This is a genomic window from Mycobacteroides sp. PCS013 (assembly GCF_049532645.1).
GTDB classification, from domain to species: Bacteria; Actinomycetota; Actinomycetes; order Mycobacteriales; family Mycobacteriaceae; genus Mycobacterium; species Mycobacterium gwanakae.
Genome location: NZ_CP150131.1, coordinates 18,876 through 41,523, shown reverse-complemented (window position 1 = coordinate 41,523; position 22,648 = coordinate 18,876). Strand labels below are relative to the sequence as shown.

The 22,648-nt window shown below is 64.8% G+C and carries 25 protein-coding genes and 1 riboswitch; of the genes, 12 read left to right on the top strand and 13 right to left on the bottom strand.

Annotated elements, in window-relative coordinates; genetic code table 11:
* Positions 1-2: 2 nt before the first annotated feature.
* Together RHO23_RS00220 and RHO23_RS00215 are read right to left on the bottom strand one after the other, a co-directional pair.
* Positions 3-1,685 (bottom strand): FAD-dependent oxidoreductase, encoded by a 1,683-nt coding sequence (locus RHO23_RS00220; protein WP_418035976.1) that lies wholly within the window; start codon positions 1,683-1,685, stop codon positions 3-5.
* Complete coding sequence (locus RHO23_RS00215) at positions 1,685-2,740, bottom strand: AurF N-oxygenase family protein (RefSeq protein ID WP_057968325.1); 1,056 nt, start codon at positions 2,738-2,740, stop codon at positions 1,685-1,687. The genes RHO23_RS00220 and RHO23_RS00215 overlap by 1 nt, the downstream gene beginning before the upstream one ends.
* 200 nt (positions 2,741-2,940) lie before the next feature.
* On the opposite strand from RHO23_RS00215, the gene serC reads away from it, so the two are divergent.
* Entirely contained in the window at positions 2,941-4,056 is a 1,116-nt protein-coding gene (serC, locus tag RHO23_RS00210) for a phosphoserine transaminase (RefSeq protein WP_064407869.1), read from the top strand.
* An 81-nt stretch (positions 4,057-4,137) separates the two neighbouring features.
* Here serC and RHO23_RS00205 read toward each other — a convergent pair whose 3' ends face one another.
* From RHO23_RS00205 to RHO23_RS00190, 4 genes are all read right to left on the bottom strand, one after another.
* Positions 4,138-6,006, bottom strand: coding sequence for a glycosyltransferase family 39 protein (locus tag RHO23_RS00205; RefSeq protein ID WP_081346341.1), 1,869 nt, complete (start codon positions 6,004-6,006; stop codon positions 4,138-4,140).
* Positions 6,006-7,229 (bottom strand): bifunctional glycosyltransferase family 2/GtrA family protein, encoded by a 1,224-nt coding sequence (locus RHO23_RS00200; protein WP_081346275.1) that lies wholly within the window; start codon positions 7,227-7,229, stop codon positions 6,006-6,008. The genes RHO23_RS00205 and RHO23_RS00200 overlap by 1 nt, the downstream gene beginning before the upstream one ends.
* A 66-nt stretch (positions 7,230-7,295) precedes the next feature.
* Positions 7,296-8,780 carry a flavin-containing monooxygenase gene (locus tag RHO23_RS00195; protein WP_423488492.1) on the bottom strand — a complete coding sequence of 495 codons (1,485 nt, stop codon included), beginning with the start codon at positions 8,778-8,780 and terminating at the stop codon, positions 7,296-7,298.
* On the bottom strand, positions 8,777-9,619 hold the full coding sequence (locus RHO23_RS00190; protein ID WP_423488491.1) for a short-chain dehydrogenase/reductase: 843 nt from the start codon (positions 9,617-9,619) through the stop codon (positions 8,777-8,779). Before RHO23_RS00190 ends, RHO23_RS00195 begins: the two co-directional genes overlap by 4 nt.
* 71 nt (positions 9,620-9,690) lie before the next feature.
* Here RHO23_RS00190 and RHO23_RS00185 point away from each other — a divergent pair, with 71 nt between their 5' ends.
* The 5 genes from RHO23_RS00185 (at position 9,691) to sepH (ending at position 13,006) form a co-directional block, all read left to right on the top strand.
* The gene (locus tag RHO23_RS00185; RefSeq protein ID WP_423488490.1) at positions 9,691-10,707 is read left to right on the top strand and encodes an AraC family transcriptional regulator; all 1,017 of its coding nucleotides are present in this window, start codon (positions 9,691-9,693) and stop codon (positions 10,705-10,707) included.
* A gap of 48 nt (positions 10,708-10,755) precedes the next feature.
* Entirely contained in the window at positions 10,756-11,100 is a 345-nt protein-coding gene (locus RHO23_RS00180; protein WP_030094340.1) for a YidH family protein, read from the top strand.
* Positions 11,097-11,405, top strand: a complete 309-nt coding sequence (locus tag RHO23_RS00175) for a DUF202 domain-containing protein (RefSeq protein ID WP_423488489.1) — start codon at positions 11,097-11,099, stop codon at positions 11,403-11,405. Before RHO23_RS00180 ends, RHO23_RS00175 begins: the two co-directional genes overlap by 4 nt.
* An 89-nt stretch (positions 11,406-11,494) precedes the next feature.
* The gene (locus RHO23_RS00170; protein WP_070918479.1) at positions 11,495-11,956 is read left to right on the top strand and encodes a lipoprotein LpqH; all 462 of its coding nucleotides are present in this window, start codon (positions 11,495-11,497) and stop codon (positions 11,954-11,956) included.
* Positions 11,957-12,193: 237 nt separating this feature from the next.
* A complete protein-coding gene (gene sepH / locus RHO23_RS00165) occupies positions 12,194-13,006 on the top strand; it encodes a septation protein SepH (protein ID WP_064407864.1) in 813 nt (270 codons plus the stop codon).
* A 12-nt stretch (positions 13,007-13,018) separates the two neighbouring features.
* On the opposite strand, the gene RHO23_RS00160 is transcribed toward sepH, so the two are convergent.
* The 4 genes from RHO23_RS00160 to RHO23_RS00145 form a co-directional block, all read right to left on the bottom strand.
* Positions 13,019-13,246, bottom strand: coding sequence for a DUF2537 domain-containing protein (locus tag RHO23_RS00160; RefSeq protein WP_044104505.1), 228 nt, complete (start codon positions 13,244-13,246; stop codon positions 13,019-13,021).
* Positions 13,247-13,326: 80 nt separating this feature from the next.
* Positions 13,327-14,139, bottom strand: a complete 813-nt coding sequence (locus tag RHO23_RS00155) for a TrmH family RNA methyltransferase (protein WP_064407863.1) — start codon at positions 14,137-14,139, stop codon at positions 13,327-13,329.
* Positions 14,140-15,462 carry an MFS transporter gene (locus RHO23_RS00150; RefSeq protein ID WP_423488488.1) on the bottom strand — a complete coding sequence of 441 codons (1,323 nt, stop codon included), beginning with the start codon at positions 15,460-15,462 and terminating at the stop codon, positions 14,140-14,142.
* 34 nt (positions 15,463-15,496) lie between these two features.
* Positions 15,497-15,928, bottom strand: coding sequence for a MarR family winged helix-turn-helix transcriptional regulator (locus tag RHO23_RS00145; protein ID WP_030094333.1), 432 nt, complete (start codon positions 15,926-15,928; stop codon positions 15,497-15,499).
* A gap of 80 nt (positions 15,929-16,008) precedes the next feature.
* Between RHO23_RS00145 and RHO23_RS00140 the strand changes: the two genes are divergently transcribed.
* Positions 16,009-16,254: a DUF2530 domain-containing protein gene (locus tag RHO23_RS00140; protein ID WP_423488487.1), complete on the top strand. Its 246-nt coding sequence runs from the start codon at positions 16,009-16,011 to the stop codon at positions 16,252-16,254.
* A 41-nt stretch (positions 16,255-16,295) separates the two neighbouring features.
* Positions 16,296-16,757: an SRPBCC family protein gene (locus tag RHO23_RS00135; protein ID WP_046252616.1), complete on the top strand. Its 462-nt coding sequence runs from the start codon at positions 16,296-16,298 to the stop codon at positions 16,755-16,757.
* On the opposite strand, the gene RHO23_RS00130 is transcribed toward RHO23_RS00135, so the two are convergent.
* The gene (locus RHO23_RS00130; protein WP_030094330.1) at positions 16,754-17,491 is read right to left on the bottom strand and encodes a DUF3027 domain-containing protein; all 738 of its coding nucleotides are present in this window, start codon (positions 17,489-17,491) and stop codon (positions 16,754-16,756) included. The genes RHO23_RS00135 and RHO23_RS00130 overlap by 4 nt on opposite strands.
* Positions 17,492-17,528: 37 nt before the next feature.
* Between RHO23_RS00130 and RHO23_RS00125 the strand changes: the two genes are divergently transcribed.
* Positions 17,529-19,196 (top strand): MFS transporter, encoded by a 1,668-nt coding sequence (locus RHO23_RS00125; protein ID WP_101312406.1) that lies wholly within the window; start codon positions 17,529-17,531, stop codon positions 19,194-19,196.
* Complete coding sequence (locus RHO23_RS00120; RefSeq protein WP_030094328.1) at positions 19,193-19,705, top strand: DUF2771 domain-containing protein; 513 nt, start codon at positions 19,193-19,195, stop codon at positions 19,703-19,705. The genes RHO23_RS00125 and RHO23_RS00120 overlap by 4 nt, the downstream gene beginning before the upstream one ends.
* On the opposite strand, the gene RHO23_RS00115 is transcribed toward RHO23_RS00120, so the two are convergent.
* Both RHO23_RS00115 and RHO23_RS00110 read right to left on the bottom strand, forming a co-directional pair.
* On the bottom strand, positions 19,702-20,394 hold the full coding sequence (locus tag RHO23_RS00115; protein WP_070917209.1) for a DNA alkylation repair protein: 693 nt from the start codon (positions 20,392-20,394) through the stop codon (positions 19,702-19,704). The two genes, RHO23_RS00120 and RHO23_RS00115, sit on opposite strands and share 4 nt — an antisense overlap.
* 28 nt (positions 20,395-20,422) lie before the next feature.
* Positions 20,423-20,836, bottom strand: a complete 414-nt coding sequence (locus RHO23_RS00110) for a cold-shock protein (RefSeq protein ID WP_030094326.1) — start codon at positions 20,834-20,836, stop codon at positions 20,423-20,425.
* Between the two features lie 92 nt (positions 20,837-20,928).
* Here RHO23_RS00110 and moaA point away from each other — a divergent pair, with 92 nt between their 5' ends.
* On the top strand, positions 20,929-21,921 hold the full coding sequence (gene moaA, locus RHO23_RS00105; protein WP_057968774.1) for a GTP 3',8-cyclase MoaA: 993 nt from the start codon (positions 20,929-20,931) through the stop codon (positions 21,919-21,921).
* Positions 21,922-22,170 (top strand): MoaD/ThiS family protein, encoded by a 249-nt coding sequence (locus RHO23_RS00100; protein WP_030094324.1) that lies wholly within the window; start codon positions 21,922-21,924, stop codon positions 22,168-22,170.
* Between the two features lie 296 nt (positions 22,171-22,466).
* Positions 22,467-22,639, top strand: a riboswitch (cyclic di-AMP (ydaO/yuaA leader).
* Positions 22,640-22,648: the final 9 nt, after the last annotated feature.

Below are 22,648 nucleotides of genomic sequence, written 5' to 3'. Positions count from 1 at the left end.
CCCTACCGGAGCAGCTCTTCCAACGCCGATCCGCGGATTGCCTTGCGCCACAACGGTGGTTGTGGGGCGTTCGCGGCCACGCGAAGCATTTCCGGCACCGAGACGAACTTGTCACGCGGACGGCCTTCGCCCTTGCCGCGCGCAATCTCCGCACGGTCGATCGCCAGCCAGCCATCGTGATCGACAATCGTGGGCTGGCGCCGCTGGATCAGCTTGGACAAGCCTGACAGCCGTTGCACGGGATCAGCGAGCAGTCCGTTGTTGTAATCCTCTACCAGCGAGGTAACGGTCTGCTGCGAGCAGGACTTGTTGGTCCCGATGAATCCGGTCGGACCGCGCTTGATCCATCCCGCCACATAGGTTCCGGGATGCGCCTTGCCGGTGTCCGGATCCGTCACGCGCCCTTGCTCATTCGGGATCACCGCACGCTGATCGTCGAACGGCACATCAGGCATCGGCACGCCGCGGTAACCGATCGAGGTGAGCACCAGTCCCGCATCGATGGTGTCGACGGCGTCGCCGTGCTGGAACTCGATGCCCGTCACGCGCCCCTCCCCTAAGACCTTGACGGGGGTGCGGTTGTAGGCGAAACGAATGGTCTTACCGCCCGGCTCCCGCGCCTCGCGCGGGCAGGTGCTCAGCACCTCCAGCTTCTGGCGGGTTAGCGGCTCCAGATGCGTCTGCAGCGCCTCGTCGACCAGCTTGGCCGTTTCGTCGTCGATCACCACCGTCATATCGGGCAACCCCACGAGACCAAGCAGCTCAGGCAACGTGAACGCGGAGTGTTCCGGCCCACGGCGCCCGACGATGACCACCTCACGCAGTGCACTGCTGCGCAACGCGGTCAGTGCGGTATCCGAGATATCCGTACGTGCGAGGCGGTCGGTGCTCCCGGTGAGCACACGCGCTACGTCCAGGGCCACGTTCCCGTTACCGATCACGACGGCACGTTCGTGATCGAGATCAACCCGGAAGTCGGTGTAGTCGGGGTGGGCGTTGATCCACGCGACAACCTCGGTGGCGGTGGCGCTACCCGGCAGTGCGATCCCCGGGATATCGAGGCGCCGATCGGAGGACGCTCCAACGGAGTAGATCACCGCATGGTGATGTGCCAGCAGTTCGTCATGGCTGACGTCCTTGCCCACCTCGACGTTCAGGAAGAACTCGAAGTTGGGCTGCGCGGCCATCGTGTCGAAGAGCTTGGTCACCCGCTTGGTCTGCTGGTGATCGGGGGCCACCCCGGCGCGCACCAAACCGTAAGGAGCAGGCAACCTCTCGAACATGCTGACCTTCACGTTCGGCTGGGTCAGCAGTTCATCAGCGGCGTACATGGCCGCGGGGCCGGAGCCGACGATGGCCACCTTCAGTCCGCGCCCGCTGGAGCGGACGGGCGGCGCCTGAATGACCGGAGCCAAGCTGGCCCGGGGAATTTCGCGCGGATAGAACTCGGAGTTGATCCGCAGGAAGGGCAGCTGCTCTTCCTTGAGCACCGAGTCCGGCTTGATGGCATCGACCGGGCACGCCGCAACGCAGGCACCGCAGTCGACGCATGCCGATGCATCGATGTGCAGCATCTCCGCCTTGAGGAAATCAGGCTCATCCGGCGTGGGATGGATGCAGTTCACCGGGCATGCGTAAACGCACGAGCCCTCGTTACAGCACGCCTGGGTAACTACGTGCGGCATCAGGCGGGAACAGCGCTGTGTGAATCAGCCACTGCGGCTTCGGGAGCCGAGTAGTTCACCAGCGGGCCACGCTGCGGCTCACTGCGGTAACGGGCTGCACGGCCATCGATGTGCAACACCCGCCACACCAGCTTGGCGATGGGGTTCATCATGCCAACCTCGCGGCACAGCATCCGGACGTCAGAGAAGACCTCGCTCATCGTCTGGCGCGAGGCAGGGCTCTTCCAGAAGATCTCCTTCATCACGTCCTGCGGGATGTCGAACTTCCGGGCGAAGCTGCGCGGCGGCGTCATGATGGCGCCCATCAGCACACGCATGATGATCGGGGTGCTGATGGACAGCACAAACCGGTTGAACCAGTGCATGGCCGGGACGCGCTTGTGCAGGTACTCATGCGCGAACGAGATGTGCCGGGCCTCCTCGGCGACATGGATCTCCATGACGCGGCGCATGATCGGGTGCAGATTGTCGCCCTCGCGCAGCACGTTCTTCTGGGTGTGGTCGATGGGCTCTTCCCCGGCAAGCACACCGATGAAGAAGGTCTCGGGTGCGACAGTGGAAGCCAGCGGAATGAACGGGGACAGCCAGCGCAGCAGACGCGGCATACCCGGCACGTCGACACCGAGGCGGTTCACCATCTCCTGGAACATCAGGGTGTGGTTGCACTCTTCGATGGACTCGTGGTTGAGGTAGCGGAACTCCGGTGAACCATTGGGCACGCTGAAGGCGTACTGGATCAGGCCACGGATCAGGATGCTCTCGAAGTGCAGACCCACCTTGGCGACGTTGGCCTGGCGCCACATGCCGATCTCGATCTGCTTCTCCAGCGGCTGCGCCTGGTACCAGGGGTGCCGGCCGAGTGGATCGGTGCGATGCGGGAGCACCCAGCGGGTGTCATTGGGGACGACGGCGTACTCGGGCGAGTCCCAGTCGATGTCGATAAACGGATCGAAGTTCCGGTTCGTCGATCCGTGCGACAGGGTCTCCAGCACCTGGACGTACTTAGCGTCGCCACGCACTTCCTTCTTCGCGCGCAACTTCTCGCGGAGGGACATGCCTATCTCCTTTGATTAGGTAACGGACCTGCAAACTTTTACGTTCTGGGGCTACTTGAAAGTCTACAAGCTCTGGGCGAGTGTAAACAGGGCGAGAAGGCCCAATCTAGGTTTGGGACGAAACGTCCCATGTGACGTTCTCTGCGGGCTTTGTTTTGTGTGAGGCAGGTCTCAATGGGCCACCGTTTAGGCTGGTAGCCGTGGCTGAATTGACCATCCCCGCTGACCTCCTGCCCGCCGACGGACGTTTCGGCTGCGGCCCCTCCAAAGTTCGTCCCGAACAGCTGCAATCGCTCGTGGACGCAGGAGCCGCCCTCTTTGGCACGTCTCATCGGCAAGCACCCGTCAAAAACCTCGTCGGCCGCGTCCGCGAGGGCCTCAAAGAGCTGTTCAAGGCTCCCGAGGGCTACGAGGTAATCCTCGGCAACGGCGGTTCGACGTTGTTCTGGGACGCTGCCGCGTTCGGCCTGATCCGCGAGAAGTCGCTGCACCTGACCTTCGGCGAGTTCAGCGCGAAGTTCGCCTCCTGTGTGGCCAAGAACCCGTTCGTCGGTGACCCGATCAAGGTGGTCGCCGATGCGGGCAGTGCTCCCGCTCCGGTCTCGGATCCGTCCGCTGATGTGATCGCCTGGGCGCATAACGAAACCTCGACCGGTGTCATGGTTCCGGTCCAGCGTCCGGCCGGCTCGGAGAACGCGCTGGTGCTCATCGACGCCACCTCCGGCGCCGGCGGACTGCCGGTGGATCTGTCCGAGGTGGACGCGTACTACTTCGCACCGCAGAAGAACTTCGCCGGCGACGGCGGACTGTGGCTGTCACTCATGAGCCCGGCCGCCCTGGAGCGGGTGGAGGAGATCGGTGGCAGCGGACGTTGGGTGCCCGACATCCTGTCGCTGCCGATCGCCGTGGAGAACAGCCTCAAGAACCAGACCTACAACACGCCGGCCATCGGCACGCTGCTGCTGCTGGCCGATCAGGTCGACTGGCTGCTGAGCAATGGCGGTCTGGATTGGGCCACCAAGCGGACCGCCGATTCGGCATCGCGGCTGTACTCCTGGGCCGAAGCGACGTCGTTCACCACACCATTCGTGGCGGACCCGGCACAGCGCTCACAGGTGGTGGGCACCATCGACTTCAACGACGACGTGGACGCGGCCGCCGTTGCGAAGGTGTTGCGCGCCAATGGCGTGGTGGACACCGAGCCGTATCGCAAGCTGGGCCGCAACCAGCTGCGGGTGGCGATGTTCGCGGCCATCGACCCCGAGGACATCTCCCAGCTGACACAGTGCATCGACTGGGTCGTCGAGCGTCTCTGATTCAACGCCTTACGCCCCGAGTGGGAACCTGACGAGGAAAAACACCACAAAAACCGCGTCAGGTTCCCACTCGACCGGGTGCTAATGCACCGTGAGGTCGTAGACATCGACGTCGTCGATGGTCTGTTTGGCGAACGTGTGCTGCACCCACTCCTGGATGGCTTTCGAGGTCTCACTGCCCGGGGGGCTGAATCCCTCGCCACCATGGCCACCGCCCTCCCCATCGATGAAGTAATGGATCTGCCCGTCGGCCACGTATTGCTGAAACTGCGCCAGCGTCGGTGACGGGTCGGTCCCGTTGAATCCACCGATAGGCATCACCGGACGGCCCGTGGCCAGCTGATAGCCCGACGCCTTGTTGGAGCCGACGGCAGCAGCCACCCAGGTGTAGCGGTCAGCGTTGGCCTCCAGCGCGGCAACAATCTTGGGGCCCGGATCACTGCCGTCGAGCAGACCTCCGCCACGTTTCGAGCCGGCCTCGAATTCCGGACGATGCTCTCGCCCGGGCATATCCGGGAAGTCGGGGAATCCGCCGCCCTTGACCTCGGGCCCGGCCGAGGGAAGCGCACCACTATGTGGAGTCGCGATGGTCTGGACCGAGTATGCGACCGGGCCGGCCAACGCCACGATGAGCGCGGCGGCGGCGACAGCCTTGGGATACCTGTTCAGGACCAGGCCGACGACAGCGACGAGCCCCAGGATCAGAATCACCCAGCGCAGCCAGGGCACAAACTCCGGGGAACGCCCCAGCAAGATCCAGGCCATCACCACCGTGAGCAATAGCGCGGCCACCAAAGACCAACGCACCCAAGATCGTTCACGCTCTCGCCAGGTGATGGACGATCCCGCCCCCACAAGTGCGGCGACCGCAGGCGACAGCGCCACCGAGTAGTAGGGGTGGAAGATTCCTTGCATATAGCTGAAAACGGTGCCGGTGGTGAGCACCCACAACCCGAAAACAATCAGCACCGCGCGGCGTGTGTCCGTTCGGGATTCCTTGCGCAGCAAGACCAAAGCCAGCACCGCCAGGGCCACCGCCGTCGGGAGCAGCCAGGCGATCTGCCCACCGAGCGCCGGTTGGAACAACCTGCCGAAGCCCGGTTCGCTCCCGAAATGGCCACCGAAGCCGTACATCTCGTCGCGCGGACCGGACGCGCTGCCCTTCTCGTTGCCGTTGAGCCGGCCCAACCCGTTGTAGCCGAGGGTGAGCTCCAGAATCGAGTTATCGGGCGATCCGCCGATCCATGGGCGCGAGCCCGGGGGCCACAGCTCCACCGTGACAATCCACCAGCCTGCCGAAACCACCGCCGCGGCAGCCGATCCGGCAAGCTGCGCCAATCGCTTCCCCACACCCACCGGCGCGGCGATCACATACGTCAGCGCGATGGGCGGGATGACGAGCAGCACCTGCAGCTGCTTGGTGAGAAAGCCGAATCCGACCAGCGCGCCGACCAGAAGCAGCCAGCGCGTGCGGCCATCCTCGATACCGCGCATCATCGCCCATACCGCGGCGATCATCAGAAAGACCAACAGCGCGTCCGGGTTGTTGAAGCGGAACATCAGGACCGCGACCGGCGTCACCGCAAGCACCAGACCGGCCAGCAGACCCGTCCCATGACCGAAGTACCGGCGAACGGTCACGTACAACAGCCCGACCGATGCCACGCCCAAAAGCACCTGGGGCACCAGGATGCTCCAACTACTGAGCCCGAAGATGCGCGCGGACAGTTCCATGAGCCATAGCGAGGCCGGCGGTTTGTCGACAGTGATCGAGTTGGCGGCATCCGACGATCCGAAGAACGCGGCCTTCCACGAGACCGAACCCGCCTGCACCGCAGCAGAATAAAAGGAGTTGGCCCAGCCGTTGGAGCCGAGATTGACCAGATACGCCGCCGCGGTGCCGATCAGCAGGAGAGCAACGCTGATCCGCTCCCGGGACTGTTCCCGCACTAGCGGATGCTCGCGCTTCGGAACACCCACCGCAATCCGACGAACCGAACGAGGGTGGCAACGAGGTTGGCCACGGTCAGCACGATCAGCAACAGATGCTTAGAGGCGTCGGGGACAAGGTGGTGCATGGCCACCAGAGATCCGCTGGTGAGGGCCAACCCGATGCCGAAGATGACAAGCCCCTGGAACTGATGCTTGGCCGCGTCGCGCCGACCCCGCACGCCGAAGGTGAAGAACCTGTTGGCCGAGGTGTTGAGCACCGCGGTGATGAGCAGCGCCAGGAAATTGGCGGCCTGATCCCCCACCGCTCCGTGGAAGACCAGGAATAGCAAGGCATAAGCCAATGTGCTTGCCACACCGATGATTCCGAACCGGACCAACTGGCCGACCATGCCGGCAGGCACGCCCTCGACGAGGGGTTCACGCCCGAGGCTGTGACGCAGCTCTTCCAGCGGCAGGGTGCCGAGCATGAGTGCCCGGCCCAGTCGCCAGATGCCCAGCAGGTCCTTGCGGACGGTGTCGACGATGTCGACTCGGCTGTCCGGGTCATCCACCCAGTCGACCGGCACCTCGTGGATGCGCAGGCCAACCCGCTCGGCCAACACCAGCAGTTCGGTGTCGAAGAACCATTCCTTGTCCTCGACCAACGGGAGCAGCTGGCGCGCCACGTCGGTGCGGATCGCCTTGAATCCGCACTGGGCGTCGGAGAACCGGACCTGCAGTGAGGCATGCAGAATCAGGTTGTAGGTGCGTGAGATGAATTCGCGCTTGGGCCCGCGTACCACCCGCGAATTGCGGTTGAGCCGGGAACCGTAGGCGACATCCGAGTGTCCCGAGATCAGGGGTGCGACAAGCGGCATCAGTGCGTTGAGGTCGGTGGACAGATCCACATCGCAGTACGCCACAACCTCCGCGTCCGAGGACAGCCACGCCGCGGCCAGTGCCCGTCCCCGCCCCTTCTCCTCCAGATGCAGCACGTCGACATGGTCGAGTTCGGCGGCGAGCCGGTGCGCGATCTGCAGGGTGCCATCGGTACTGGCGTTGTCGGCGATGGTGATGCGAGCCGTGTACGGAACCTCGTTGGCAAGGAACGCGTGCAGTCGGCGAACGCACCGCTCCAGGTCGTTCTCCTCGTTGTAGACGGGGATCACGATGTCGAGGGTCGACGCGAGTACTGCGGTCGGTGCCGTCGCGGTGTCGATCGGCTGCATCACACTGGTCACAAGAGTGACAATGGTGCTCCCCGCTCTGACACAACTGGGTCGCCACTGTGAGTTTCCTGTGAGGGGTTACTTTCGCAGGTGTTCGACCAATCTGGCATCCGGCGTCACAAGGTCATAGTCGGATGGGTTCGGCTCGGCTGCCAGTCGATGCCGATACGCATCGGGCGTCCATGGCCACAGTTCGGGGACGCCGTCCTTGCCCAGGTACCAGCTGGTGCAACCCGTGGCCCACACCGTGCCCGGCATGGCGGCCCGCATCTCGGCATTGAATGCCGCCGTCGCGGCAGCAGAGGGTGCCACCGCGTCGATCTGATTGTCCTGCCAGCGACGGACCCAGCGCAGGATGTGTTCGCACTGGTGCTCGGCGATCGCGGTGAGTGAATAGTTGCCGACTGGGCTATGCGGACCCATCAGCATGAAGAAGTTCGGAAAACCCGGCAGGCCCACCCCCAGATGTGCCACGGGCCCGTCGGACCACAGCGCATCGATCGTAAGACCCTCTTGCCCAATGAGATTCATCGGGCGCATGAAAGCATGGGCATCGAATCCGGTGGCCAGCACAATGGCATCCACCTCATGTAGCCGACCCCCGGCAGTCACTATCCCCTGTTGTTCGACGTGATCGATCGCCGTGTCCACCAGGGCGACGTGGGGACGCTGCATCGCACGATAAAACCCCGCGGAGATCACCAGCCTTCGGCACATCGGCTGGTAGTCCGGGGTGAGCCTGCGCCGCAGGTCCGGATCCGTCACGGTCCGCAGGTTGGCCCTGCACAGCGCAGAAATCAGGCGGCGTTGCCAGCCGGGACGAACCAACGCCGCGGCAAGGAACTCGAACACACTGCGGTAGCCGTGGTAGGCCGCGGCACTGAGGATCGGCACCTTGGCACGCACCATGTCCGCCAGCTTCGTGTACGACGGATTGGGGACGGGCACCACCCATTGGGCGCTGCGCTGAAACAGTTTCAATTCGCCCACAACCGGTTCGAGGCCGCAGACGATCTGCACCCCCGTCGATCCGGTACCGATGACCGCGACGCGTTTCCCCGTGGGGTCGAAGGAGTGGTCCCAGCGTGCCGAGTGCATCACCGGACCGTGGAAATCGGCGAGCCCGTCGATGGCCGGATATCGCGGTTCCCGCAAGATGCCGGTAGCCGAGATCAAAAAATCGACGACAAAGACATCGCCTTGATCGGTCCACACCCGCCACCGGCCGTCCTCGAACCGGGCCTCGGTGACCGTGGTACCGAACCGAATGCGTCGGCGAAGATCGAACTCGGTGGCGAAACGCCGGAAATACTCACCGATTTCACCCCCTGGCGAGAAGAACCTGGTCCAGTCCGGCTTCGGCGCAAAGGTGAATTGGTAAAAACGAGAAGGGATATCACAGCTCAGGCCGGGGTAGGTGTTGTCTCGCCAGGTGCCGCCGACCTCATCCGCCTTCTCCAGAATGGTGATATCGGCAACGCCCGCCTGGTGCAGCATCGCCGCCATACACAGACCGGACATGCCTGCTCCGACGATCGCGACGGAAGGTGACCGGCGCATCATGCCGCTATCCCCGCATCCGCTTCACGAATCGCCTTCCGCAGTCGTCTATTTCGACCGAGTAGTCCGTCCAGGTGATAGACGGCTGTCCTTAGGTCCAACAACAATGGCACCCAGCGTGGTGCGTACACCCGACGACTGCGCCGTGCAATGCCCTCGACAATCGCCGTGCCGGCGGCGCTGACGGGAGCAGCCTTGCCAACAAAATCCGGGAGGGTGGACATGATGGCCCCGAGACCGTGGTTGCGTGCTATCGAATTACCCAACTCGGTGTCGATCAGCCCGAAATACGCGATACCGACACCAACACCACTGTCGGACAGCTCGATTCGCAATGCACGCGCCAGTGCCTCAACACCCCACTTAGCGGCCATGTAGGCGCTGAAGGTCGGACCGGGAAGCCCGGCTGCCGCAGAGGCCACCACCATCACGTATCCGCGTCGCGCCCGAACGTGCGGAATAGCGATCCGCGCGGTGTGGAACACGCCCACCAGGTTCACATCGATCACCTGCTGCCACTCCTGCGGCCGAACGCTCGCGACCGTCGCGATGGGGCCCGCAATACCCGCGTTCGCGAGCACGATGTCGATTCCACCGAATCGTTGGACAACAGCGTCCATTGCCGTGGCGATCGATTCGGGATCGGTGACATCGGCGGCGAACCCGGCCACCCCGTCCCCCAACTCAGCAGCCAATGCATCCGCCCGGGCGGCGTCCCGATCCAGCACCGCCACCGAAGCTCCCCGCCGCGAGAGCTGCCGCACCACCTCGGCACCAATGCCATTGGCACCGCCGGTGATGACCGCCACCTGCCCGAACATGTGATCAGACGTCCTTGTCATGGCCTGAACGTATTGATCGCACATCTGGCATTGAATGACTTCATCCGCCAAAGACTTGATAAATTCGGACAGTGTCCGATGATGGTGGTCGCCCATTCTGGGACTATCCGCGCTCACCCACCGCGACACGGAACCTCGTCGAAGCGGCCAGAGACCGCGGTTACGGCACAGGCCCATGCCTGGCGGAGACGGGTCTCACCGACGCCGACCTGGTAGGGCCCGACGCCGTCGTGGGCGGGGCTCAGGAACTGCAGATCGTGCGGAACTTGTTGGCGCTCACGGGAGATCCGGTGGGGCTCGGGATCGAGGTGGGCACCCGCTATCAAATCGCCAGTGCCGGAATCCTGGGATTCGCCCTACTGTCCAGCCCGACCATGCGCGACGCGCTCGCGGTCGGGTTACGTTTCAGCCAGCTCAGTTCGACATTTCACCGCTTCACGCTGACCATCGGCGACGAGGACAGCATTTTCGATCTCGACGAGAGCGAAATCCCGCCCGATGTCCGCCGGTTTCTACTGGAACGCGATCTGGCCGCGATCGCCGGCATAGTTCCCATCCTGTTCGGCGGCGCGATGCCGACAGGGGCACGCGTACAGCTTCGCAGCGGCCCGGATACACCCCTGCGCCTCCTGGCCGAACTACTCACCGTCGAATTCGAATCGCCCCGAAATGCCCTGGTGTTCCCCACCGAGCTGCTGGCGGCACCGCTGCCGACCGCCGATCCGCATACGGCCGCCCTGTGCGTGCGCCAGTGCGAGGAGCTGCTCGAACAACGGCGTTCCCGTGACGGTATCGCCGGTGAGGTGCGCCACCAGCTGCTTCGAGTCCCCGGGCAGGTGCCCACCATGGGCCACATCGCCGCGGGCATGCACATCGCCGAGCGCACGCTGCACCGTCGGCTGGCACGCGAGGGCACCTCCTATCGGGCACTGCTCGACGAGGTACGCGAGACCCTGGCCAAGGAACTCCTCGCCAACGGCCTCACCGTGAAAGAGGTCTCCGACCGTCTGGGGTACTCCGAACCCGCGGCGTTCACACATGCCTACACGCGCTGGCACGGCGCTCCGCCGCGCGCGCATCTGACGTGATGCTCAACTCGTCCGGGCATCGGTCTCACGCTCGGTAAGTTGGTCGGGGTGACGGAACCGCACGAAGATCACGAGATCGACTACCGCTTTACGCTGGCTAACGAGCGCACGTTCCTGTCCTGGATTCGGACCGCCCTCGGTTTGCTCGCCGGTGGTGTGGCAGTACAAACCCTCGTCCAACCGTTTCACCACGCCGGGGTCCGGCATGTACTGGCGGCGTCCTGCCTGGCCCTGGCCGTGGTGGTGTCCATTGGCGCATACGTTCATTGGCGCGACGTGAAAGACCGGATGGATCGGGACCAGCCCCTCAAGGGCACCCTGCTGGTGCCCTTGCTCGCGGTCAGCATCGGACTCGTCGCGATCCTGGCATCGATTGCCGTGTTCTACCGATGAGAACCGACACCGAGACGCACGCAGTCGAACGCACGGCGCTGGCCTGGCTTCGCACCGGGTTGGCCGCCGCCGGAGCCGCAGCGGTATTCCTGACCCACGCGCTCATCCACAAGCAGACCGCGGTGGCCTCATTGGTCGCGACCGCGGTTGTACTCGGAATCGCCGCCATCAGCACCGTGCGCCATCACGCGCTGGCGCGAGGGCACTGGCATCACGGCGGCAGGCCCATCGCACTGACCACCCTGACTGTGGTCGCGGTGATCCTGCTGTCGGCCGGTATCGACATCGCAAATCTGGGTACGTAGGTATACCTGCGATTCCGCAGACCAGACCCCCTCACGACCTCATACTTCTCCTGTTCGGCTCCACCCCCATCACACATAAGGAGAACGCAATGAAGCGTGGGCTTGTGGTCGCCATTGGCGGCGCGGCGATTATCGCCGCAGGTTTGGTCGGCTGTTCGAGCGATAAGTCCAGCACCACGGTGAGTGGCAATGGCGGCGCCGTCGCCACCAACAGCACCGCCAAAGTCGTGATCGACGGCAAGGAGCAGAAGATCGAAGGGTCCGTGGCCTGCAGCACCGTTGGCGGCAAGATGAACATCGGCATCGGCAGCGGGGCCCAGGCCATCGCGGCCGTACTGAGCGATGGCGATTCACCCTCCGTCACCTCGGTGGGCCTCGGCAACATCAACGGCGTCTCGCTCGGCTACACCGAGGGCGCGCCGGGCGGCAAGGCCACCGTGAAGAAGGACGGGAAGAAGTACAACATCAGCGGCACGGCCACCGGCGTCGACATGGCCAACCCGATGCAGCCCGTCGAGAAGCCTTTCGAAATCGAGGTCACCTGCCCATAAGGCAGTTGGGCGTCTAGCCGGGTAACTGCGACGGATCCGCGCTACCCGGCTAGACCGGCCCCGTCGGGTCAGCGCGATCGATACCAGTGGCAAACAACACCTGCCACATGCGTCACATAGCGCGAACTGTCCGTAAAAGCAAGTAGCCCACACCCCCGCGTGTCACCGCGGAATAGCCCTCTACCTGCACTAAGGTCCCAAGAACTGGGTCATCCAGACCAGGGCGAGGAGGACATCGTGCGCGAACTGAAAGTCATCGGCCTATCAGCCGACGGCAAGCGGGTGGTCTGCCAGGATGCCAACGGCAGCGACAAGTTCGTCATCGACGCCGACGACAGGCTCCGTGCAGCTGCCCGGGGTGATCTGTCCCGCCTCGGGCAGATTCAGATCGAAATGGAGAGCTCGTTGCGACCCCGGGAAATTCAGGCCCGCATCCGGGCCGGCGCCACCGTCCAGCAGGTCGCCACCGCCGCCGGAGTCGATGTCGCGCGGATCGAACGGTTCGCCCATCCGGTGTTACTGGAACGGCAGCGCGCTGCCGAGATGGCAACCGCGGCCCACCCCGTCCGCAGCGACGGCCCCACCGTCAACTCGCTCGCCGATACCGTGGCCGGCGCAATGTTCGCGCGGGGACTAGACCCCGACGCCATCGAGTGGGACGCCTGGAAGGTCGAGGACGGACGATGGACCGTCCAGCTGCAGTGGCGTGCGGGCCGGTCGGACAACAAGGCACACTTCCGGTTCACCCCCGGGGCACATGGCGGCACAGTGACCGCGCTCGATGATTCCGCCCGCGAGCTCATCGACCCGACGTTCACCCGCAGCCTGCGCACTGTTGCGCCGGTGGCTCCGCTTCTCCCCGAGCCCGAACCGGAGTTGTTCACCGAGCGCCCCGCGCCGCAGCCCGAGCCCATCCGCGAGCCGGAGCCGGTCGAGGAAGTCAACGACGCCCAGCCGACTCCCGCGCCGCGCCGCTCACGGCGTAGCAAGCCCGCGGTGCCCACCTGGGAAGACGTGCTGCTCGGGGTTCGCTCCAGCGGCCAGAACTAGCGAGACCGCACCCTAGGTGATCAGGGCGGTCACCACGGCCGCCAGCCATCCGCCGGCGATCCCGATCGCGATGCCCAGCACGAACCATCGCAACACCGGGCGTTCCCGCCAACCCCATAATGTTGGCGAAAGACCGCCCACTGCAACAATATTGAGTAGCACTGCCCACAACGGATGTACCTTCGCAAGACCGAGGCTCAGCACCACCACGCCCACCGCGACCACCACGGCCACACACATCGCCGAGACGATGCCCTCGACCCACGGGGTGTCGGATTCCGCCGAGCTCGTTGCCCGCCGCACGGGCTGCTTATCGCCGGTCACGGCGCGAGCCTAGCGCGCTCATAGAACGCCAGCGCCGCAGCGGTGGCCACGTTCAACGAGTCGGTGCCATTAGCCATCGGGATGCGTACACGGAAATCGCTGGCACGCAAAGCCACGTCGGTCAACCCAGGTCCCTCGGCACCCACCATCAGCGCCACCCTCTCGTTCTGAAGCGGCGGAATCACATCGGCCAGCGACCGCGAGTCTCCGGCAGGCGTCATCGCCAACAATCGGAATCCGTTGTCCCGCAATCTGTACAACGACTTCGGCCATTCGGGAAGACGAGCGAACGGCACCAGCAGCGCGTGCCCCATCGACACCCGCACCGCCCTCCGGTACAACGGGTCCGCGCACCCGCTGCCAAAGAGCACCGCATCGACCCCCATTCCCGCGGCGTTGCGAAAAATCGAACCCAGATTCTCGTGGTCGTTGACGCCCTCCAGCACCGCCACCGTGCGCGCGGTCTGCATGAGTTCGGTCGCCGACAGTTCCACGGGGCGCCTCGCCGCGGCAAGTACTCCGCGGTTGAGATGAAAGCCGACGGCCTCCGCCATGACCTCGGGACTTGCCCGGTAGTACGGAACATCGACAGGCTCGAGATCGGCTGCGAGCTCGGTCAATCGACGGTCGGTACCCAAAAGTGCGAAAGGTGCGAATCGTGACGCCAGCATGCGCTGCACCACCAACACACCCTCGGCGATCACCAGCCCCTTCCCGCTGGGCAGATCGGGCCTGCGGTCGACACTATTGAGATCGCGGAAGCTGTCCAAACGAGGGTCGGCAGCGTTGTCGATATCGATGACCAGCATCTACGTCCGCCTCGCCAGCGGCGTCGGTTCGCACACCGGGGTAGCGACCGGAGCAGGCGGAACCAGCCCGGCACGTATCTGGCCGGCTTCCGGAACCACCTCGGCCACAACCGGACACGGATGACGGCGCAGATACACCGCGCAGGTCAGCCCGGCAGCCACCGATACCACCCCGCCGATCAGCAGCGGCATCCGTCCGCCGTGCAGATCGGCCAGCCAGCCCACCAACGGGCTGCCCAGCGGGGTGCCGCCCAGGAAAGCCACCATGTAAATGCCCATCACCCTTCCTCGCAGCTGCGAATCCACGGACAGCTGAATGATATTCATCGCCGACGTGGTGAACGTCAGCGCAAGCAGACCCGTCGGGATGAGCGCGACGGCCACCGACAGATAGGTCGGCATCACGCTGACGACAGCCTCGGAAACCCCGAAAGCCATAGCGGCGCTGTAGAACAGATTCATACGCACCTTCTCGGTGCGCCGGGCAGCCAGCGTGGCGCCTAACAATGTGCCGACGGCCAGCGCCGTCGACAGCAGCCCGTATGACTCCGCGCCACGACCGAAGGTCTCTCGCGCCAGCACCGCGAGTGTCAGCGAGAAGTTCAGCCCGAATGTCGAGACCAGGAACACGGTAAGCATGATCATGAACAGATCGCGGCGGTGCCATACATACGAAAAGCCCTGACGCAGTTGGCCCTTTGCGGGCGGAACCGGGTCACTCGGGTGTAGCTCCGCGGGCCGCATCCGCCACAACGCGATACCCACACCAATGAAACTGACGAAGTTCAGCAGGAATACCCAGCCGGTACCAACGAGCCCGATCAACACTCCCGAGATCGCCGGCCCGATGATGCCCGCGAGGTTGAACACCATGGAGTTGAGACCGACCGCGTTGGGCAGATGCTCCGGACCCACCATCTCAATGGTGAAGGATTGCCTGGTGGGTGCCTCGATCGCCGCGGCACATCCCATCGCGAAGGCCACCGCCATCACATGCCAGATCCGGACAAGACCGGTGATCTGCAGAAGCCCCACGGTCAACGCGAACAGCGCCATCAATGCCTGAGTCAGCATCAGCATCCGGCGCTTGTCGTAGCGGTCGGCCAGCATTCCCCCCCACACCGAGAGCAGCAGCGTCGGCCCGAATTGCAGCGCCATCACCACACCGAGCAGGAAGGCGTTGCCGTGCGAGAGGTCCAGCACCAGCCAGTCTTGCGCGACGCGCTGCATCCAGGTGCCGACGAGCGACACCATCTGACCGCTGATCCATAGCCGGTAGTTACGTGTGCGCAGCGATACGAATATCCCGCCGCGGTCAGCCACGGTGAATCATTTTAGAGACTAACGAGATTGTCAGCTAACCGTTTTCATTGACCAGCGCCGACAGCAGGTCGGTCGCCTGCCGCAGCACGGCTCGTTGCTCCGGGGTGAAATCGTCCAGGTGCTCGCGCAACCACTCCTCGCGGGCGCTGCGATCGGCCTGCACGATATCGGCACCCGCCTCCGACAACGAGACAACTACCTGGCGGCCGTCGGTCGGATGCGCCGAGCGCTCCACCAGCCCGAGCTCGGCCAACGAGGCGATCACCCGCGTCATCGACGGCGGCTGTACGCGCTCGCGGGCGGCCAGCGCACCCGGGGTCATCGCCCCTTCGTTAAGCAACGTCGCCAATGCCGACAGCTGCGTCAACGAGACCGGCGAATCCGCGCGCCGGAACCGCAGATGCCGGGCCAGGCGAATGACAACAAGCGACAGATCGCTGGCCAACCGGGCATCGGGGTCGCTCACGGCCCAAACCTTACGGCACGTCCAGGGCTTTCACAGGGACCTAGCCCGGTGTAGTTCGTGGCACGTATGCTGCGCATCTAGTGGACACCCCCGCGCCCCAACCGCCCCCGCTCCCGGCCGCACTGCTCAATCCGTGGCCGGTTGTCGTCGCAGGCACAGTGCTGTGGCTCATTGCCAACATCCTTGCCTTCACCATTCCTGCGCTCGAGAGCTGGCGTCCCGTCACGCTCGCCGGACTGGGTACCGGCGCGTTGGGCACCACCATCGTCCTGCTACAAGTTCGTGCGGTGCGGCGCGGCTCACGCGGCGCGCAAACCGGCCTGTAGCCGAATCAACCCCGCAATATCCCGGAAAGAGGAGCAATCTCATGCCCAACGCATCACTGCTGGAAACCGCCGTCGAGATCGATGCACCGGTGGAGAAGGTGTGGGGATTGATCGCCGACCTGGACAACATGCCACGGTGGAGCCCACAGACCCGCAAGATGTTCGTGCGCGGTCCTGTGCAGGCGGGCACCAATGTCGTCAACTACAACCGCAAGGGCTGGAAGGTCTGGCCGACACGCGCCGTGCTGACTGCCGTCGAGCCCAACAAGCGGCTGGCCTGGCACGTCAAAGACAACCTGAGCGAGTGGAGCTACGAGCTGGAGCCCACCGCGGCCGGTGGCACCAGGGTCACCGAACGGCGCGTGATGGGTGAGAAGCGCTCGGCGATCTCCACCAACCTGCAGAATCTGATGCTCGGCGGCACCGAGGTGTTCGACGAGGCACTGCTGGAGGGCATGCGGACATCGCTGGCCAGGATCAAAGCGGCCGCAGAAGGCGTTTAGTCCGCCAGATCCAGGACGCCGTCATCGAAGGGCTCGTACAGCGGCATCGCGGCGTTGAGTGGCTGCGGCGTATCGGAATGGGCGCCGCAGCCGTACTCGATGTGCACGACGCGGCCGTCGGCCGACATCGAGTTGGCACACGCCCCGAAGGCGACACCCAGCGAGCCGGCCAGTGGCAGGTAGAAGCCGCAGGATCGGCAGACCCGGCGGGTGGCGCGCGCCATCTCGGTGTCCGGACCCCAGTCGCCGTCGAACCAGCGCTGCGCGGCGTCGACACGCCCGGTCAGGCTCAGCACCTGCTTACGCCCCAGCCCGATCTCGCCGGCGGTCTCGGTTACCTGTGCATCTCCGCTGTCGGTGTATCCGGGTACCAGGCGAGGATCGTTAGGCGGCGGGGCGAGCAGGTCGCCCGGGCCCAGGTCACCCGGGCGGATGCGCTCCTCCCACGGCACCCAGTTCGGCGCGCGCAGCGCCTCGGTTCCCGGAACAAGCACCACCTCACTGACGGTCGCGACGGTGGCGCCGGGTGCCGCGGCCATCACCACCTCCCAGTGCCATCCGCGGTATCCCGGCAGATCGGCTTCGAAGCGGTGGGTCAACGCGTGCAGATCCGTGCTCTCGGAGGAGGCCCCGAGGTACTTGCCCACGGTCTCCCCACTGAACTCGACGATGGCCGTACGAGCCTGGTCGATACAGGTGTAGAGGGCGTCGCGGCCGGAGATAGTGATGTCCATCGCTGACCATCTTCTCACCGTGAGGGACAATCGATGCGTGCGGGACGACTACGCGCGGTTCGGGAACCGCCAAGGCAGTAGCGACTCCCCATCTCGCCGCCGAAATCAGGATCCGCGCGACGCAAACTCCCACCCCGGTATGGCCAACTATCCGACGGGCGGTGCCAAGCGGGATCCTCGTCGTGCCGGCGGCTCATCGAACCGGTATCTGCCGCCCCTGGGCGAGGAACGCCGGGACGAGTCGCGACGACGTCCCCGGCCTGAGCGGGAGATCCCGCCAAAGCTGACGGTCACCCGGGTGGCCGCGATGCGCAGCCGTGAGATGGGCTCCCGGATGTACGGGTTGTTCCACAAGGCCGCGACCGCCGACGGCGCCGACAAATCTGGCCTGACCGCGCTCACCTATCCGGTGATGGCCAACTTCGCGGTGGATGCCGCCATGGCGGTGGCCCTTGCCAACACACTCTTCTTCGCCGCGGCCACCGCTGAGTCCAAGAGCAAGGTGGCGCTGTACCTGCTCATCACCATCGCGCCGTTCGCCGTTATCGCCCCGTTGATCGGCCCTGCGCTGGATCGCCTGCAACACGGGCGCCGGGCGGCGTTGGCGGCCTCATTCGGGCTGCGCATCGCGCTGGCCGTCATCATGATCGCCAACTACGACGGCGCCAGCGGAAGCTTCCCTCCCTGGGTGCTGTATCCGTGCGCATTGTCAATGCTGGTGCTGTCCAAGTCCTTTGGCGTGTTGCGTAGCGCCGTGACGCCGCGGGTGCTGCCGCCGACCATCGACCTGGTGCGCGTCAACTCACGGCTTACGACCTTCGGATTGGTCGGCGGGACCATCGTGGGCGGCGCCATCGCCGGGGCCTGCGAGCTCACGTTCACCCGGGTGTTCCAGTTGCCCGGAGCACTTTTCGCCGTGATGGCCGCGGCGGCGGTGGGCGCCTGGTCATCCATGCGCATCCCCAAGTGGGTCGAGGTGACCGCCGGTGAGGTGCCCACCACCTTCGGCTACCACGGCGACGACGGTGAACACCCGACGATCCTGCTCCGGCGCTCCCACAAGCAGCAAGACAAGATCCGCCAGCCACTGGGCCGCAACATCATCACCGCGCTGTGGGGCAACAGCACCATCAAGGTGATGGTCGGTTTCCTCACGCTGTACCCCGCCTTCGTCGCCAAGTCCCATGACGCGCACGGCTTTCAACAGCTCGCGATGCTCGGCATGATCGGCGCCGCCGCCGGCATCGGAAACTTCGCGGGCAACGCCACCAGCGCACGGCTCAAGCTCGGCCGCCCAGCCCTGCTTGTCGTGCGGTGCGCCGGTGCGGTCACGGTGGTGGCGCTCGCGGCGGCGGTCACCGGGGTGCTGGCGGTCGTGGTGTTCGCGACGCTGGTGACATCGGGAGTCAGCGCCATCGCGAAGGCGTCCCTGGATGCCTCGCTGCAAGATGACCTGCCTGAGGAATCCCGGGCGTCGGCCTTCGGGCGTTCCGAGGCGCTGCTGCAGCTGTCCTGGGTACTCGGTGGCGCCATCGGCGTGATGATCTACACCGATCTGTGGGTGGGGTTCACGGTGATATCCGCGGTGCTCATCCTCGGCCTGGCGCAGACACTGGCCAGCTTCCGTGGCGCCTCCCTCGTTCCGGGCCTGGGCGGTAACCGCCCGGTGATGGCCGAACAAGAGGGTGGCAAGGTAGTCGCGTGAAGGCAAAACTGGCGGCACTTGCCGCCGTCCTGGTGTTGACCGCTGCCGCGATGGTGGGGTTCATCGCCTGGCAGCTGCACGAGCACAGAGAAGGCCCGGCGGAGCGGCCCGAGATCAGCGCATTCACCCACGGCACCGTCATCCACGCCGCGCCCTATCAGTACTGCGACAAGAACAAGCTGGACCAGTGCGACCCGCCCGGACACACCGTCCAGTTGGCCGTCAACGCTCATGAACCCGTGCAGCTTTCGGTAGATGGGCGCATCGCCCAGGCGCCATGGATGTTGTCCAGAATCTATGCGCCGGTAGACGACGTCGACCACAAACGGGCCGAATCAAGCGTGTACCGCGACCATCGGACCGCCGTGACCATCCCGACGATCGACAGCGAGGGACGGCGGCTGTTGGGCCTGGAAATCAAGCTCCCGACGGTGGTTCAGACCGAGACCGGCGACCTGCTGGAGGTCACCCACGCAATCTGGTCCGTGGCCACAGTCTGGCAGAACTAGCGCCGAGCGCGATACTCCGCACGTGCCACGGCATCAAGGTGTTCGGTGGCATAACCGAGTGCGGTACGACCCATCGCCGCGGCGTGCGCATCGAGATAACTGGTGAGAACATCTGCTCCACAACGCTTTCCAACTTCACGCAGCATCCAGCCGTAGGCCTTCTGGATGAGGTCACGCCGGTCGTCGATCACCAGCGGCGCCACCGCGAGGAGGGGCTGCGCGTCACCGCGTTTGGTAAAGGCGAAGGTGCCGATGATGCCCACCCGCCGGCGCCAAAGGTCATCTTCTGCCGCTAGTTCCAGCAACAGCGAATAGTCCTGGCCGACAAGCCATTCCCCCAGAATCTGCTCAGCCGAGGAATCAACCAGGTCCCAGTTGTTCACCCGGCCTCCGCGGACCTGCTGCAGGTACATCCGCACCCACGCGTCACGTTCGGCGCCCTCGGCATGCGCGAACTCCCATACCGCCAGGATCAGCCCGGTCAATCGGTGCTCGTGCACCTCACTGGCCAGTAGCCGCACCACCGCATCACGTCCGATGCCACGGAATTGCCGTGCCAGCGCACGCTGATCGGGCACCGACACACCGACAAAGACGTCGCCCTCGCCGTACTGGCCCGGCCCGGTCTTGAAGAACCGTGCCGATTTCTGGGCCCGGCCGGGGTCACCGGCGGCATCGAGCGCCGCGATCACATCCTCGGCGCGCAGGGGTGTCAGGTCAGGCGTCCAACTCAGCGGCGACGGCGCGCACAACTTCGGAAACCTTGCGGGCGATCTTGCGATCCGGGTAGCGCCCCTTGCGAAGCTCGGTCTGCACCGTGCCCTCCAGCAGGGTGATCATGTCCTCGATCATGCCGTGTAGCTCATCGGTGGTGTGCTTGTGGTTCACCGGCCCGCTGCTCTCGCGGCGCGTCTTCTGCACAGAGGGCGGCGCGTCAATCAACTTGAGGCTCAGCGCCTGCGGGCCACGCCGGCCCGCGGCCATGCCGAACTCGACCTTCTGACCGGCCTTAAGCCCCTCAACGCCAGCAGGCAGCGCAGAGGACCGGACGTACACGTCCTCGCCGTCCTCCTGCGACAGGAAGCCGAAGCCCTTCTCGGCGTCGTACCACTTGACCTTGCCGGTTGGCACTGCACTCACCTCACATGATTAACGCGCCCCAAATAGGACGCGGTGACTGGTCATCCTACTCGGCGCACGCAAGTGGTCGCTACGCTGGACTTATGACCCCGTTAATCGATTCGTTCGGCCGCATCGCGACCGACTTACGGGTGTCCTTGACCGACCGGTGCAATCTGCGCTGCACGTACTGCATGCCGGCAGAGGGATTGGACTGGCTGCGCAGCGACGCATTGCTCACCGCCGAGGAATACATCCGGCTGATCGGCATCGCGGTGACCGAACTCGGAATCCGTAGCGTCAGGTTCACCGGCGGAGAGCCGTTGATATACAAGGATTTGGAGCGAATCATCACCGCGGTGGCCGCACTGTCACCACGCCCGGATATCGCGCTGACCACCAACGGCATCGGTCTGGACCGTAAGGCCGCGGCACTACGGGACGCCGGGCTGGACCGCATCAACGTGTCACTGGATACGTTGGATGCGGACCGCTTCGCCGCGATCACCCGCCGAGACCGGCTGACCGACGTTCTCGCCGGCCTGGAAGCCGCGAGCGCTGCCGGGCTGACCCCGACGAAGATCAATGCGGTGCTGACCCCCGAGCAGTACAAGGAGGACTCGGTCGAGCTGCTGCGGTTCAGTCTGGAGCGCGGTTTCGAGCTGCGGATTATTGAACAGATGCCACTGGATGCCGGGCATCACTGGAGCCGCGCTCACATGGTGACCGCCGACGAGGTCCACGCCGCCCTGAGCCGGGAATTCACGCTGAGCGCGGATCCGGCACCCCGTGGCAGCGCCCCAGCACAACGCTGGCTGGTCAACGGGGGCCCCGCCACGGTCGGGATCATCGCGTCGGTGTCCAGACCGTTCTGTGGAGACTGCGACCGCACCAGGCTGACGGCCGACGGTCAGGTACGCAATTGCCTGTTCGCCACCACCGAAACGGATCTGCGCGGGCTGCTCCGCTCGGGTGCCGACGACGATGTGGTGGCCTCGGCCTGGCAGGCCGCCATGTGGGGAAAGAAACCGGGCCACGGGATCAATGACCCGTCGTTCCTGCAGCCTGACCGTCCCATGAGCGCGATCGGCGGTTAGGTGAGCATCCGAATCCGATACTTCGCCGCTGCCGCGAACGCCGCAGGCATCGAAGAAGAGACCGTGGAGCTCCCCGCGGGGGCATCTTTCGATGACCTGACGCGCCAGCTGGCCGCAAAAGGGCCGGAACTGGAACGCGTATTGGCGCGTTGTTCCTTCCTTCATGACGGCGTGGCCGTCCGCGACCGCTCCCACCGGCCGGAATCAGGGTCTGTCGTGGATGTTCTGCCTCCGTTCGCTGGCGGATAGAAGAGCGCTGGCCCGCCAATTTCCTAAGGAAGCTCTAAGGCATCTCTGAGAGTTGCATATAGAGATACCTAGACAATTTCGTGATCTACGACACACATCCCAAGGTCACAGTACGGTCACGGCGTAGACACGGGGCGGTGGAGCTACGCAATAACCTGCACAGACCTCACCGGCAACGGGAATAAACCCACCCCGCCGTGGACGAAACACCGTGAAATGTCCAACATGACGAGATGCGGATCGACACGTACCGTCATCCGCAGTCCATACCCGCGCACCGAGCTCCGTCCCTCGGGTGTGGCACCTCGTCGGTAAATCAAGGGACGGAGGCGGGGAACCCAACCGCCGGAGATCTTGATCTCCAGCATGAACCTTCATGGTTCTTGGGGTGAAGCCCGGGAAACCGGGCCGGGCGACCTCTCGCTCGAACCCGACAGCTCACTTCGCAGGTGCGTCACAGAGAGGAATACGACGGACA

Coding starts and splice junctions, on each gene's coding strand:
- RHO23_RS00220 (WP_418035976.1), bottom strand. CDS start 1,685: ATGCCGCACGTAGTTACCCAGGCGTGCTGTAACGAGGGCTCGTGCGTT.
- RHO23_RS00215 (WP_057968325.1), bottom strand. CDS start 2,740: ATGTCCCTCCGCGAGAAGTTGCGCGCGAAGAAGGAAGTGCGTGGCGAC.
- RHO23_RS00195 (WP_423488492.1), bottom strand. CDS start 8,780: ATGATGCGCCGGTCACCTTCCGTCGCGATCGTCGGAGCAGGCATGTCC.
- RHO23_RS00190 (WP_423488491.1), bottom strand. CDS start 9,619: ATGACAAGGACGTCTGATCACATGTTCGGGCAGGTGGCGGTCATCACC.
- RHO23_RS00175 (WP_423488489.1), top strand. CDS start 11,097: ATGAGAACCGACACCGAGACGCACGCAGTCGAACGCACGGCGCTGGCC.
- RHO23_RS00170 (WP_070918479.1), top strand. CDS start 11,495: ATGAAGCGTGGGCTTGTGGTCGCCATTGGCGGCGCGGCGATTATCGCC.
- RHO23_RS00160 (WP_044104505.1), bottom strand. CDS start 13,246: ATGTGTGTGGCCGTGGTGGTCGCGGTGGGCGTGGTGGTGCTGAGCCTC.
- RHO23_RS00155 (WP_064407863.1), bottom strand. CDS start 14,139: ATGCTGGTCATCGATATCGACAACGCTGCCGACCCTCGTTTGGACAGC.
- RHO23_RS00135 (WP_046252616.1), top strand. CDS start 16,296: ATGCCCAACGCATCACTGCTGGAAACCGCCGTCGAGATCGATGCACCG.
- RHO23_RS00130 (WP_030094330.1), bottom strand. CDS start 17,491: ATGGACATCACTATCTCCGGCCGCGACGCCCTCTACACCTGTATCGAC.
- moaA (WP_057968774.1), top strand. CDS start 20,929: ATGACCCCGTTAATCGATTCGTTCGGCCGCATCGCGACCGACTTACGG.